Source organism: Myroides sp. DF42-4-2 (assembly GCF_030326445.1).
Classification (GTDB): domain Bacteria; phylum Bacteroidota; class Bacteroidia; order Flavobacteriales; family Flavobacteriaceae; genus Flavobacterium.
Window position 1 is genome coordinate 110947 of sequence record NZ_JACAKI010000001.1, and the last position, 14376, is coordinate 125322.

The 14376-nt window shown below is 38.5% G+C and carries 14 protein-coding genes; 2 read left to right on the forward strand and 12 right to left on the reverse strand.

Going from position 1 to position 14376, the window contains the following annotated elements:
* Positions 1 to 7 precede the first annotated feature (7 nt).
* Both feoB and HX062_RS00480 read left to right on the forward strand, forming a co-directional pair.
* Positions 8 to 2116, forward strand: coding sequence for a ferrous iron transport protein B (gene feoB / locus HX062_RS00475; RefSeq protein ID WP_286465840.1), 2109 nt, complete (start codon positions 8 to 10; stop codon positions 2114 to 2116).
* A 7-nt stretch (positions 2117 to 2123) separates the two neighbouring features.
* The gene (locus HX062_RS00480) at positions 2124 to 2258 is read left to right on the forward strand and encodes a FeoB-associated Cys-rich membrane protein (protein WP_182625892.1); all 135 of its coding nucleotides are present in this window, start codon (positions 2124 to 2126) and stop codon (positions 2256 to 2258) included.
* 109 nt (positions 2259 to 2367) lie between these two features.
* Here the strand turns inward: HX062_RS00480 and HX062_RS00485 are convergent, their stop codons facing one another.
* From HX062_RS00485 to HX062_RS00540, 12 genes are all read right to left on the reverse strand, one after another.
* Entirely contained in the window at positions 2368 to 2613 is a 246-nt protein-coding gene (locus tag HX062_RS00485) for a hypothetical protein (protein ID WP_286465842.1), read from the reverse strand.
* A gap of 357 nt (positions 2614 to 2970) precedes the next feature.
* On the reverse strand, positions 2971 to 4356 hold the full coding sequence (locus HX062_RS00490) for an NADH-quinone oxidoreductase subunit N (protein WP_286465844.1): 1386 nt from the start codon (positions 4354 to 4356) through the stop codon (positions 2971 to 2973).
* 50 nt (positions 4357 to 4406) lie between these two features.
* Complete coding sequence (locus tag HX062_RS00495; RefSeq protein ID WP_182625885.1) at positions 4407 to 5840, reverse strand: complex I subunit 4 family protein; 1434 nt, start codon at positions 5838 to 5840, stop codon at positions 4407 to 4409.
* A gap of 9 nt (positions 5841 to 5849) precedes the next feature.
* Positions 5850 to 7736, reverse strand: coding sequence for an NADH-quinone oxidoreductase subunit L (nuoL, locus tag HX062_RS00500; RefSeq protein WP_286465846.1), 1887 nt, complete (start codon positions 7734 to 7736; stop codon positions 5850 to 5852).
* Positions 7737 to 7742: 6 nt separating this feature from the next.
* Positions 7743 to 8063, reverse strand: coding sequence for an NADH-quinone oxidoreductase subunit NuoK (gene nuoK / locus HX062_RS00505; protein WP_182625883.1), 321 nt, complete (start codon positions 8061 to 8063; stop codon positions 7743 to 7745).
* A 2-nt stretch (positions 8064 to 8065) separates the two neighbouring features.
* A complete protein-coding gene (locus tag HX062_RS00510; RefSeq protein ID WP_182625882.1) occupies positions 8066 to 8581 on the reverse strand; it encodes an NADH-quinone oxidoreductase subunit J family protein in 516 nt (171 codons plus the stop codon).
* A gap of 2 nt (positions 8582 to 8583) precedes the next feature.
* Entirely contained in the window at positions 8584 to 9132 is a 549-nt protein-coding gene (locus tag HX062_RS00515; protein WP_182625881.1) for a NuoI/complex I 23 kDa subunit family protein, read from the reverse strand.
* Between the two features lie 6 nt (positions 9133 to 9138).
* A complete protein-coding gene (gene nuoH, locus HX062_RS00520; RefSeq protein WP_182625880.1) occupies positions 9139 to 10170 on the reverse strand; it encodes an NADH-quinone oxidoreductase subunit NuoH in 1032 nt (343 codons plus the stop codon).
* Between the two features lie 11 nt (positions 10171 to 10181).
* The gene (locus HX062_RS00525) at positions 10182 to 11207 is read right to left on the reverse strand and encodes an NADH-quinone oxidoreductase subunit G (protein WP_182625879.1); all 1026 of its coding nucleotides are present in this window, start codon (positions 11205 to 11207) and stop codon (positions 10182 to 10184) included.
* A 34-nt stretch (positions 11208 to 11241) separates the two neighbouring features.
* Positions 11242 to 12600, reverse strand: a complete 1359-nt coding sequence (nuoF, locus tag HX062_RS00530; protein ID WP_182625878.1) for an NADH-quinone oxidoreductase subunit NuoF — start codon at positions 12598 to 12600, stop codon at positions 11242 to 11244.
* Positions 12601 to 12604: 4 nt separating this feature from the next.
* Positions 12605 to 13135 carry an NADH-quinone oxidoreductase subunit NuoE family protein gene (locus HX062_RS00535; protein WP_286465850.1) on the reverse strand — a complete coding sequence of 177 codons (531 nt, stop codon included), beginning with the start codon at positions 13133 to 13135 and terminating at the stop codon, positions 12605 to 12607.
* 3 nt (positions 13136 to 13138) lie between these two features.
* Positions 13139 to 14374 (reverse strand): NADH-quinone oxidoreductase subunit D, encoded by a 1236-nt coding sequence (locus HX062_RS00540; protein WP_286465852.1) that lies wholly within the window; start codon positions 14372 to 14374, stop codon positions 13139 to 13141.
* Positions 14375 to 14376 lie beyond the last annotated feature (2 nt).

Sequence of the window (14376 nt, forward strand, 5' to 3'; positions counted from 1 at the left end):
AATACAAATGAAAAAAGATATAAAAGTTGCCCTAATAGGTAATCCTAATGTAGGGAAGACCTCTGTATTCAACGCCTTAACGGGCTTAAATCACAAGATTGGTAATTATCCTGGTATTACTGTGGATAAGAAGTCGGGAACGACCAAATTAGACGAAGAGGTAAGTGCTACGATTATTGACCTGCCTGGAACGTATAGCATCAACGCCAGTTCAGAAGATGAGCGCATTGTCTTGGATTTGTTGTTTGACCAAACCAATGAAGACTATCCTGATGTAGCCGTAGTTGTGGCAGAAATTGAAAACTTAAAGCGAAACTTATTGTTGTTCACCCAAGTTAAAGAGCTTGGCTTTCCTACGATTTTAGTCATAAATATGGCGGATCACATGGAAGAAAAAGGAATTAGCATTCAAGTGGCTGCGTTAGAAAAAAAGCTAAATACCAAGATTGTGTTGATGAGTGCCAAGAAAAAAATGGGTATTCAAGACTTAAAACAAGCAATTTTAGGTTATCAGCATTATTCGATTGAGCCTTGTTTAAACGCTACAGCAGTAGATCCAACCTTCTTCGGTCAGTTGGCTTTGACTTTTTCTACACTTTCTGTTTTCAAATTGTGGATGATCTACTCTCAAGATATTGTCATTGGCAATATTGGAAAGAAAGACATCGAAGAAAAAGGAATTCACCTTTCAGACAGTGAAATCAAGAAATTACAACATAAGAAAACCATTAAACGCTATCAGTTTATTAATGATACATTAAAAGAAACGTATAAGCGTGATCTCATTAAGGCTTCGGATATTCGCACTAAAGTAGATCGTATTTTAACTCATAAAGTTTATGGGTATTTGATTTTCTTCGGTATTATGATGCTTGTGTTTCAAGCGATTTTTGAGTGGTCTAGTATTCCCATGGATTGGATTGACGAACAATTCTCTAATCTAGGTTCTTGGGTACACGAAGTGATGGAACCAGGTAAATTAACCGACCTGATTGCTGATGGTATTGTACCAGGTATTGGAGGGGTGATGCCCTTTATTCCCCAAATTGCTATCTTGTTTATGTTCATTTCCATTTTGGAAGAAACAGGCTATATGAGTCGTGTGGTCTTCTTGATGGACAAGCTGATGCGTCCGTTTGGGTTGAGTGGAAAATCGGTAGTGCCATTAATTTCTGGAAATGCCTGTGCAATTCCCGCAATTATGTCTGCGCGTAATATTGAGAATCCCAAAGAGCGATTGATTACGATTCTAGTAACGCCATTTACGACTTGCTCTGCTCGTATCCCCGTCTATATTATCATCATTGCTTTGGTGATTCCAGAAACGCGTCTATTTGGGTTTTTGAGCCTACAAGGATTGACGCTAACGTTGTTTTACTTCATTGGATTCTTAGCTGCTCTAGCTTCTTCTTGGGCGTTGAGTAAATACATTAAAAGCGAGCGCAAATCGTATTTCGTTATTGAAATGCCAAATTATCGCACGCCAATTATCAAAAATGTCGTGGCAAATATGTATGAAAAGACCAAAGCCTTCGTTGTGGGAGCGGGTAAGATCATTTTTGTTTTATCGATTATTATTTGGTTTTTAGGTGCACATGGTCCAGGCGATAAGTTTGAAAATGCAGAGGAGCACATGGCTCAAGCTCATCAAAATCAAAACGTTTCTGAAGAAGAAATGAGTGAATATGTAGCGAGTTACCGCTTGGAGAACTCGTATATCGGCATCTTAGGTAAATCAATAGAACCGGTAATTAAACCCTTAGGATACGATTGGAAAGTTGGTATTGCTGTATTGTCGTCATTCGTAGGGCGTGAGATTTTTGTCGGAGTTTTAGGAACGATCTACAATGTAGGATCTGGAGATGAAAACGATGAAGATGGGCGTATTAAACAAAAAATGGCTGCTGAGGTATGGCCAGATACAGGTGAAAAAGTATTTACCTTAGCTAGTGGGGTTTCTTTGATGTTCTTCTATGCGTTTGCCATGCAGTGTACTGCTACCGTGGCTATTGTACGCAGGGAAACAAAATCGTGGAAATGGACAATTTACCAATTGGTTTTTATGACGGTTTTCGCTTATGTGGCAGCGTTTATAGCCTATCAACTTTTAAAATAAAGAAGAAATGGATTATCAAGAGATTATCGTATACGGCTTATTGCTTTTTGCTATTGGGTTCTTCATCAAGAAAGCCTGGGGTAAAAAGAGCAATAAAAAGGGTGGAGGCTCTTGCGGGAGTGGAAACTGTGGGTGTTCGTAAGGATCTTTTAACGTTGAGGGGATGACCTTCGATGATATAAAAAAAAACAGCAATAGACTTGGGTTTATTGCTGTTTTTTTTTGCAGAAGATTTCCAATCCTTCTACTAGCTAATTTGTTGGTTGTTTCAAATTAGTAAGGGTGTGAACTAGTTCGAGTACGTCTTTTACATCATCCGTATTAAGGGAGAATTCATCATCTTGTTCTGTACAGTGGTGTAAATAGTAGTAGAAAAGTGCTGTTATACTTTTGGCATACGATTCAAAGTTGGGGTTGTGGTTATACAATTGCTGAATAAGGGAAAGGTTGTGTGAATCATTTTCTGAAATTAGAAGGTGTAACGTTTTTGTACTCATAATTTTCGATTTAGGTCATGGACCAGTTCCAAAGGGAATGCCGAAACGATTGAGATATTGAGCAAGTTCTTTTTCCTCTCAAGCAAACGCCGTGGAGCTAGTGTATTAGTAATTTTTAAAATTGTTTTTTGGTGTAGAAAAATAAGTTATTTTAGTGAAATTATTGTGTTTAATTAACTGAAAATATGAGTGTTATTTGTTTTGTTAATGAGATTGGTGGTCTTTGTTTGATTCTTTGATTATTGGGTTTGTCTTACTGTTCTTTCTCAACCTTCACCTTACACCATAAAAAAAGACCAAGTTTCTGGAAGAATACTTGGCCTTTCGGTAATTTATTGAATTGTTATTTATTTGTTCTTAGTTGAATAGTCCCAACAATAAGGAAGGGAATAAACCAAAGACTACAACGGCAGCTACTGCGATTAGGCCTACAATCTTGTATGATAATGGCACTAGAATAGCTGTAGGTTCAGCTTGTTCTTCCTCTTGATTTTTCCCAAACATCAAGATGATAATTTTCAAGTAGTAATAGATACTGATAAATGAGTTAATTACCCCGAAGATCACTAGGGTAATGAATCCGTTTTTCACTGCTTCTGTGAACAAGAAGAATTTTCCGAAGAAACCAGCGAAGATTGGAATCCCTCCCATAGATAATAACGCAACAGCTAAGATAACCGCTAAAAGGGGGTTAGATTTGCCTAATCCTTTGAAGTTATTGATGTGTTCGTTATCTTTTCCTTTGGTTACAATAGTCAATACTGTAAAAGCAGCAATACCTGCAAAAGCGTAAGACGTTGCATAGTAGAATAGATTAGGCGTTGCACTGCCTAAGGCTGTTAGGGCTATCATCATAAAACCAGCATGTGAAATACCTGAATAGGCCAATAATCGTTTCATATTATCTTGGCGCAAGGCCATGATATTACCCACGGTCATCGTTAAGATCGCGATAATGACGATTGCTGTAGTATAATGGGATGGCATTTGGTGTAATAGGTTGATTGATACTTTGTAAAGGGTAGCAACAGCTGTTACTTTCACCAAAGTACTCATCATAGCTGTAGTAATATTTGGCGCTCCTTGGTACACGTCTGGTGCCCAGAAGTGAAACGGAACTGCCGCTATTTTGAATAACATTCCGATCACCACCATGGTTACCCCAAGTGCATACCATACAGGCATTGGATTCGATGTAGTTAATTTGGCGATTTGAGCCAAGTCAAAAGATCCTGTTGCTCCGTAGATTAAGGCGATTCCAAACAGAACGACACCTGATGCAAATGAGCCCAACAAGAAGTACTTCATGGCTGATTCGTTACTCTTTATGTTGGTACGGTCAGACCCACAAAGGATGTATAGGGTAATAGAAAGGATTTCTAATCCCACGAAAAACATCGCCATATTTCCGAAGCTCACCATGGAAATTGCACCCATGAGCAAGAATAATTTTAAAGAAATATAGTCTGATATTTTAGAAAATTGCGTTTGATAGAAGTCTTTACTCAGGGCTACTAACAAAATAGTTAGGGCAATAAATAAAGAAGAAAAGGCACTAGAAAATTTAGTGGTCACGATCATATTGTTGTAATGGGCCTCCACCACATCAATATTACAAAGTGTGTAACCCAAAATTCCCAGTAGTCCTACAAGGGTTACAGGGATGATTAATTTTCTCAAATTAATGATCTCTGCTAGTAGAACGATAACCGCTAATACGCCAACTGCTATTAATGTATTCATCTTTTATATTTTGGAATTATGGCTTCAGAATAAGCTGAATCTCAATTTTGTTATTTAATATAGGAAACGATTTCAACCAAACTTGGTGTAATTAAATCGGTAATTGGCTTAGGGTAAACACCGAGGAAAATTACGGTGATTACCAAAATTCCCAAGACAATCTTCTCGTTTAGGGTTACCTCTTTAAAAACTTTGGCATTCGTTTCACCTAGCATAGATCGTTGGAACATGCGCAACATATAGAATGCGCCGAAAATAATACTTGTTCCTCCGATGATCGCGTACCAAATATTGATTTGCGATAGTCCGTATAACAAGCTGAATTCACCAATGAAACTAAATGTTCCTGGCAAACCAATGGAAGCGAATAACAAAATCATAAACAAAGAAGCGAATTGTGGCGCTTGTTGGCGAATTCCACCCATTTCATTGATGGCTCTTGTTTCGAATCTATTGTACATAATTTCTGCTACATAGAATAAACCTACGATGACAAAACCGTGTGCTAACATTTGATAAACTGCTCCTAATAATCCGTCTAAGGTTAGGGTATAAGCCCCTGCAGCGATTAGTCCAACGTGTGCAAGGGAAGAATAAGCGAAGAAACGCTTGATATTCGCCTGTTTTAACGCAACAATAGATCCGTATACAACACCTATTAGACACAATACTAAAATCGTAGGCATTAAGTCTTTCGCAGCTGATGGTGCGATAGGCAATTGCCAACGAATGATAGAGTATAGTCCCATTTTCAACATAATACCCGATAAAAGCATGGTTCCAACAGTTGGTGCTTTTTCATAGGTTGACGCCTGCCAAGTATGGAAAGGGAATACGGGAATTTTAATTGCATAGGCTAAAAAGAAGGCAAGGAAAATCCAGTACTGTTCGTTGCTTGTTAAGCTTACGTTGTATAAGTCTGCAAGTAAGAAACTACCCGCTTTTTGGTATAGGTAGATAAACCCAACCAACATGAAAAGAGACCCGGCAAAGGTGTAAATAAAGAATTTAAAAATTGCTTTTTTACGTGCTTCGAAGGTGTCGTTCCCCCATAGTAAAGCGATAAAGTAGATTGGAATTAATGATAACTCCCAGAATATATAGTATAAAAATCCATCTGCAGCTAAGAATGTTCCCGTCATTGCAAATGACATAAACAGCACTAAACCGTAGAATAGATTCGATTTTTCAATGTGATTGCCAAATGAAGACAACAGGATTAAAGGGGTCAGCATGGTTGTTAATAAAACAAGTGCTAAAGACAGCCCATCTGCTTTTAAAGCAAAGTGAATAGAAGGATTCGCAATCCATTGCGTAGTGAAACCTGTATTTACTCCTGAATTGTGTTGGCAAATTAATGCAATTGTTTCCACAAATGCGACTAACCCGAATAGCAAAGCAATTTTAGGGGCAAGTGTTTTATTTGCTACAAACGTAGCAAATGCTCCAACTAATAACGTTATTAATAATATAGTTACGTTCATCTCTCTAAATTATCTTGCAATGAATAAATAATACAACATCAAACAGATTCCGAATACAAAGGCGAATAAGTACAATCCGATATTTCCGTTTTGTGCCTTTTTCCCTTGTAGAGACAACCCATCTGCTATTTTTCCTAATCCGTAAATGGCTTCTGACAACACGACTTCAACAACGTCTCTAAAGAAAACAGAAAGGGTGTAAATTGGTTTTACAATTACTTTCATATAGATTTCGTCTATGTAGTATTTGTTGTATAAAACTTTGTGGAATCCTGTCATTTGTTCATCTGCAGGAGGAAGATCACCTTTTTTGATGTATTTGCTGTATGCAATGAATAGACCAATACAAGCACCGATAACGGCAATAGCCATTAAGATGTATTCGGTTGTACCCAACACATGTGGATGAGCATTGGAACTATTTACAATAATCGGTTCTAAATAGCTTGTCAACCAGCTATTTCCAGGTAAGCTAATAACTCCACCTACCACTGACAATATAGCCAAGATCCAAAGTGGAACTGTGATGGCTGCAGGACTTTCGTGTAAGTGATTTTTTTGTTCTTGTGTTCCTCTAAAGTTTTTGAAGAAGGTCAAGTACAACAATCTAAACATATAGAAAGCCGTCATAATTGAAGCAAGTGATCCGATAACATATAAGACCGGATTGTGGCTAAAAGCGGTTAGTAAGATTTCATCCTTAGAGAAGAAGCCAGAGAAAGGAGGGAACCCTGATATGGCAATAGTTGCCAATAGGAAGGTTGCATAAGTAGCGGGCATAAATTTCTTTAAGCCTCCCATATTTCTCATGTCTTGTTCACCGCCCATAGCGTGGATAACAGATCCAGAGCCTAAGAATAAACAAGCTTTAAAGAACGCGTGTGTTACAACGTGGAACACTGCGATTTCATATGCACCAAATCCAACGGCCATAAACATTAATCCCAATTGAGATACTGTTGAATAAGCCAATACTTTTTTGATGTCAGTTTGCACTAAACCAATAGAAGCAGCGAACAATGATGTTACAGCTCCAACGATAGCGATAATATTTTGTATGTGTGGCGCAAGGTCAAACACAAAGTTTAAGCGGGTGATTAAGAAGATACCTGCTGTCACCATGGTTGCCGCGTGTATTAACGCAGAAACAGGTGTTGGTCCTGCCATCGCATCAGGTAACCAAGTGTACAATGGAATTTGCGCACTTTTTCCTACAGCTCCAATAAATAAAGCTAAAGCAGCCCAACCAATCCACATGTTGATTTGGTGGTTCGTTCCCTGCATTAACGCCTCTTTAATGGTCATATAATCCAACGATTGGAATAAGAAAGCCAAAATAAATACACCAACTAAAAAGCCTAAATCCCCTATGCGGTTCATGATAAATGCTTTTTTAGCAGCGTCGTTATATGACTGGTTTTTATGCCAAAAGCCGATTAGTAAATAGGAACACAATCCAACACCTTCCCATCCGATGAATGTGATCAATAAGTTACTTCCGGTAACTAATACGATCATAAAGAAGATGAATAGATTCAAATAAGCGAAAAACTTCGCATAGTTTTCGTCATTTTTCATGTAGTTGGTCGAATACCAGTGAATTAAGGTACCGATTCCCGTTACAAATAGCAACCATAAAAGCGATAGTTGATCGAGTAAAAAGCCAAAAGTAACGTTGAAGTTAGCCAAGGCCATCCATTCGAACAATTCTATTTCAATGGGCTGTTTGCTATTGTTTACTTGGATAAAAGCCAATAACGAAATGATAAAAGAAATTAAAACTGCTACAGTTGCGATAACTCCTGAACCATTACCTAATTTTTTTCCAAAGAAAACATTAACCAAAGTCCCGAGTAAAGGGACTAATAATAAAAGTAAAATTACGTTTGTATCCATAAGGAATTATCCTTTTAAGTTCTTTAATTTATCAATGTCAATTGCGCCAATATTTCTGTAGATCGATACAAGGATAGCTAATCCCACGGCAACTTCTGCTGCGGCAACCGCCATTGTAAAGAAAACAAAAACTTGTCCTTGTGCGTCTTGGTGATAGGTTGAAAACGCGACTAACAACATATTCGCTGAGTTCAACATGATTTCAATGCACATAAACATCACAATTGCGTTTCTTCTATATAATATTCCAAACACTCCAAGACAGAATAATATAATAGATAAGTAGATGTATTTATCAATACCGATGATTTCAATTACATTTTCCATAATTATACTGCTTTTTCAGATTTGTCTTTTTTAGAAATCAATACGGCTCCAATCATTGCTAGTAAAAGTAATACTGCAATCATTTCGAAAGGAACTACATATTCATTCAATAATACTTTTCCTAACACGTGAACCGATTGAAAATCTTGTCCGTGGTTAGCATATTGTAATTCGTACGCTTGATTTCCTCTTAAAGTGATCGATAGCAACAGTAATCCTACTAAACAGAAGGCAATTGTTGCGGTTACTTTAGAGATGAGTGGTTTTGAAACTTCGTGGCTGATATTTAAGTTCATTAACATGATGGTAAATAACATTAAAATCATAATTGCGCCAGAGTAAACCATAATGTGGATCATACCTAAAAACTGAGAGTTAAGGAGGATGTAATGACCCGCTATTGAGAAGAAACTAACAACTAACCACAAGGCACTGTGAATAGGGTTTTTACTCAACAACGTTAACGCTGCACTTCCGAGAGTAATTGTCGAAAGGATATAAAATAAAATCTCTACCATAATTACGCTTGATTCTGTTTGTTCGTATTAGCAATAGCTGCCTCTAAAGGCATAACCAATTTATCTTTTCCGTAGATAAAGTTTTCGCGTGTAACATCTGCTTTGGTAATCGCGCCAGATTTAGTTAAGTAAATCGCTTGTTTCGGACAAGACTCTTCACATAGCCCACAGAAGATACAGCGCAGCATATTGATCTCGTAGATCTCTGCATACTTTTCTTCGCGGTATAAGTGTTTTTCTTCTGGTTTGCGTTCTGCGGCCTTCATGGTGATGGCCTCTGCAGGACAAGATAAAGCACATAAACCACAAGCGGTACAGCGCTCCCTTCCTTCATCGTCGCGCATTAAGGTATGTCTACCACGGTAAACTGGGCTAAATGGACGCGTTTGTTCAGGATAAGAAATTGTCACCTTTTTCTTAAACATGTGTTTTAAGGTAACCATCATTCCTTTGAAAATCGCAACCAAGTAGATGCGCTCACTCCAAGTCAGTTTCTTGTTAGAAACCATCTTCTTTCTTCCTGATAAAGAATATGTATTAGTTGATGACATGTTTAATTAGTTTAATAGTAAGATTACAACAGCTGTAACGATTAAGTTCAATAATGCCAATGGGATTAAGGTTTTCCATCCTAAGTTCATCAATTGGTCATAACGGAAACGCGGTAAAGTCCAACGCACCCACATATAGACAAAAATGAAGAAACAGATTTTCGTAAACAGAGCGATAATACCCAATACGTTGGCTATATTTACGCCCCAGTTTTCAACTGCCCAAGCCATTCCTGGATAGTTATAGGCTCCAAAGAATAGCACAGAGATAATAGCTGATGAAATAAACAAGTTTGCATATTCAGCAAATAAATAGAATCCCATTTTCATAGAGGAATACTCTGTGTGGAATCCACCGATTAGCTCTTGTTCACATTCAGCTAAGTCAAAAGGTGCTCTATTGGTTTCTGCAAAAGAACAGATTAAGAAAATTAAAAACCCGATCGGTTGATAAAATACGTTCCAGTTCATTCCACTTTGTTGCAGGGCAATTTCTCTCATGCTCATACTTTGCGTGAGTAACAACAAAGAGATAAGGGAAAGTCCCATAGCAATTTCGTATGAAATCATTTGAGAAGCGGCACGAATACCACTCATCAACGAGTATTTATTGTTGGATGCCCAGGCTCCAATCATAATTCCATAAACTCCTACAGAAAGAACAGCAAGTACATATAAGATACCTACGTTGAGATCTGCGGCTTGCAGAATAATTTCTCTGCCAAATAGTACAAATTTATCGCCCCAAGGCAGAACCGCACTGGTCATTAAAGCCAATGTCATCGCCAAGAATGGACCAAATTTGAATAAGAATCGGTTAGGTGTTGTTGGTTCGTATTCTTCTTTAGCGAATAGTTTTAAACCATCGGCTAAAGGTTGTAAAACCCCTCCTTTACCTGCACGGTTTGGACCTAAACGATCTTGTATCCACGCTGCGATTTTTCGCTCAGCTAGCGTAGCATACATCGCCATAAGCATTGTAATTGCGAATACAACTACAATAATAACTGCTTTATCTATAATAATAGCTTTATCCATTTTTTACCGTTTTATTCTTTAGATTCTTCGTTCGTCAAAGGGATAGCCTTCATACTGATCTTCTTGCGATCTTGCTCGCGTCCTTCTAAAATGTGTTTTTCTGTTTTAATTACTACATGATCTAATTTCTTGGTGTAGTTATTTTGATTGATAACAGAGAATTTTTCGAATTTGCGCGGGCCTTCAATTACCCAGTCACTTGTTTCTTTGTGGTCAAATCGACACGAGTTACAGATAAATTCTTCTACTTCGTGGAATTCGTCTTTGCGAGCTGTTACACGTTGAATTTCTTCTCCAAACATCCACAAGGTTACTTTTCCTGAACATGTCGGACAGTTTCGGTGCGCATTGTACGGTTTGTTGAACCACACACGCGATTTGAAACGGAAGGTTTTGTCTGTTAAAGCACCAACAGGACATACGTCAATCATATTTCCAGAGAATTCGTTGTCGATAGCTGCTGAAATATACGTCGAAATTTGCGCGTGTTCCCCTCTACCACATACACCGTGAACGCGTTCGTCAGTTAATTGTTCTGCCGTTTTTACACAGCGGTAACAAAGGATACAGCGATTCATGTGTAATTGGATCTTGTCTCCAATATTCTCCGGTTCAAAGGTTCTCTTTTCTTCCTGATATCTTTTTTGTTCCTTTCCGTGTTGGAATGCCAAGTTTTGTAAATCACATTCTCCCGCTTGATCACACACAGGGCAATCTAAAGGGTGATTAATCAAAAGAAATTCAGTTACTGCTTTTCTCGCTTCTAAAACTCTTGGCGAAGAGATGCTTTTTACTTCCATACCATCCATAACCCCTGTTTTACAAGAGGCCATTAGTTTAGGCATCGGACGGGGATCTGCTTCGCTACCTTTGGAAACTTCTACCAAACAAGCTCTACATTTTCCTCCTGTTCCCTCTAGTTTTGAGTAATAGCACATTGCTGGTGGAACAGATTCCCCACCAATCATTCTTGCTGCTTGTAGAATGGATGTTCCTGGTTCTACTTCTATTTCATGTCCGTCTATAGTAACTTTCATAAATTGTGCTTTTTAGCTAAAAAATTAGCGTGAATTATTTATTAATCAAGTGTTTTACGCTCGCGAAAGGTTCTTGTACAAAGTGGTTTCTGTCTTTTACCTTTTCTGGGAATAAAACGTGATATTCAAACTCCTCTCTAAAATGTCTAATAGCAGCAGCTACTGGCCAAGCCGCAGCATCTCCTAATGGACAAATGGTGTTTCCTTCAATATTGCTTTGGATGTTCCACAACAAGTCAATGTCTTCCATTGTTCCTTGCCCTGTTTCTATTCTGTGCAATACCTTTTCCATCCAACCCGTTCCCTCGCGACAAGGCGAACATTGTCCACAACTTTCGTGTGCGTAGAAACGAGCAAAGTTCCAGGTGTTTCTTACGATACAAGCGGTATCATTGTACACGATGAAACCTCCAGAACCCAACATAGATCCCGATTCAAAACCGCCCTCAGACAAAGATTCATACGTCATTAAACGATCTTCACCTGTTGCAGTTTTATATATTAAGTGAGCAGGTAAAATCGGCACAGAAGACCCTCCAGGAATCAAAGCCTTGATTGGTCTATCGTCCATCATACCTCCACAGTATTCGTCCGAATTGATAAATTCCTCTACCGTAATTCCCATTTCAATTTCGTATACTCCGGGTTTTCTGATATGACCTGAAGCCGAAATCAATTTAGTTCCCGTTGAACGACCTAAGCCAATCTTCGCATAATCGTCTCCTGAATGGTTGACAATCCATGGAATATTAGCAATTGATTCTACGTTGTTTACTACTGTAGGATTTCCCCATAAACCACTTACTGCAGGGAAAGGAGGTTTGATACGAGGATTTCCTCGTTTTCCTTCTAAAGATTCAATTAGAGCTGTTTCCTCTCCACAGATATACGCTCCTGCACCACAGTGTACGTGTAAATCTAAAGAGTAGTCTGTTCCTAGAATATTTTTACCCAACCATCCTGCCGCATAAGCCTCTTTGATGGCTCGCTCAAGGGTTTTAAATACCCACATATATTCACCGCGAATATAGATATACGATAAGTTTGCCCCTAAAGCATAACTTGCCGTAATCATTCCCTCAATTAACAAATGGGGAATGTATTCCATTAAGTATCTATCTTTGAATGTACCCGGTTCTGACTCATCGGCATTGCATACTAAATGTCTTGGTTTACCTGATTTTTTGTCGATGAAACTCCATTTTAAACCTACGGGGAATCCCGCACCTCCACGTCCTCGTAGTCCTGATGCTTTTACTTGTTCCGTAATATCATCGGGAGCCATGGTTTTCAAAGCTTTTTCAACCGATGCATATCCGCCATTTTGACGATATACCTCATATGATTTTATCCCCGGGATATTGATCTTGTCTAATAATATTTTTGTCGCCATAGTACTATTTGTCGTGAAGAATTACTTTTCCTGCTTTACAATCAGCAATGATTTGGTCGATTTTATCTGCTGTTAAGTGCTCCTTATAGAAGTCGCCAAGTTGCATCATTGGTGCATACCCACATGCGCCCAGACATTGAACACCAACTACAGAAAATAACCCATCAGGTGTTGTTTCTCCTGGTTTAATACCTAGTTTTTCACAAGCGTATTCCATCATATCATCTGCTCCTCGGATGCCACAGCATGAAGTTAAGCAGAACTCGAACGTATACGTACCCATTGGTTTTTGGTTGTACATCGTATAAAAGGTAACTACTTCGTATACTTCGATCGATGAAATTTCTAATATCTCCGCTACTTTATCCATCAATTCTACGCTGATCCAGTTATCATGCGCATCTTGTACTGCGTGTAACACAGGTAAAAGCGCTGATTTCTTTTTGTCAGCAGGGTAGTGGCTCAACAATTCGTCAATGCGTTGTTGAAGTTCAGGCGTGATATTTATATTTTGTTTGTATTTATTCGTTTCCATGATTTAAGCGTCTAATTCTCCTGCAATGATGTTTAAACTTGATAAAGTAATAATCGCATCTGATAACATACCTCCTTTTACAATGTCATTATACGCTTGGTAAATGATAAAACAAGGTCTTCTAAAATGCAATCGATACGGGGTTCTACTTCCATCCGTAATGAGGTAGAAACCTAATTCTCCATTTCCTCCTTCTACGGCGTGATACAGCTCCGTTACGGGAACTGGAACTTCACCCATTACAATCTTGAAGTGATAAATTAGCGCTTCCATGTTGGTATACACATCTTCTTTTGGAGGGAGATAGTATTCTGGAACGTCAGCGTGGAAAGGGCCTTCAGGCATTTTATCCAAGGCTTGACGAATAATTTTCATACTTTCCCATACTTCGGCATTACGCACGCAAAAACGATCGTAACAATCGCCAGAAGTTCCTACGGGAATTTCAAATTCAAAGTCTTCATAAGAAGAGTATGGTGTTGCCACTCGAACGTCATAATCTACACCAGCAGCACGTAAGTTTGGACCTGTAAAACCAAAGTTAATTGCCTCTTCTGCTGAGATTCCACCTACGCCAATGGTACGATCCATGAAGATTCTGTTTCGCGTTAACAAGCCTTCAAATTCGCTCCAAATAGCAGGGAATTCAGCTAAAAACTCTTCTATTTTTTGGAAAACTTCAGGACTCCAGTCTCTTTCGAAACCACCGATTCTACCCATATTGGTTGTTAATCGTGCACCTGAAATTTCCTCGTATATTTCGTATATTTTTTCTCTGTATTGGAATACGTATAAGAAACCCGTTAAGGCTCCTGTATCCACACCCATTACTGAGCTACAGATAATGTGGTCAGCAATACGCGCTAATTCCATGATAATGACACGCATATATTGGACGCGTTTTGGAATATCGATACCCAATGCCTTTTCAACTGTTAACCACCAAGCCGTGTTGTTGATTGGCGATGAACAGTAGTTCAAACGATCCGTTAGGACGTTAATTTGATAGAACGGTCGGTTTTCGGCAATCTTTTCAAAAGCACGGTGGATATACCCCACTGTTCCTTCTCCATCTAATACCTTTTCCCCATCTAACAGGATAATATTTTGAAAGATACCATGCGTGGCTGGGTGCGTAGGACCTAAGTTTAAGATTTGTAACTCTGTACCATCTTCTTTAAACTTTTCCTCTATAAGCTTCGCGTATCTTTGTTCTGGCGGTAATAATAAATCTGACATAA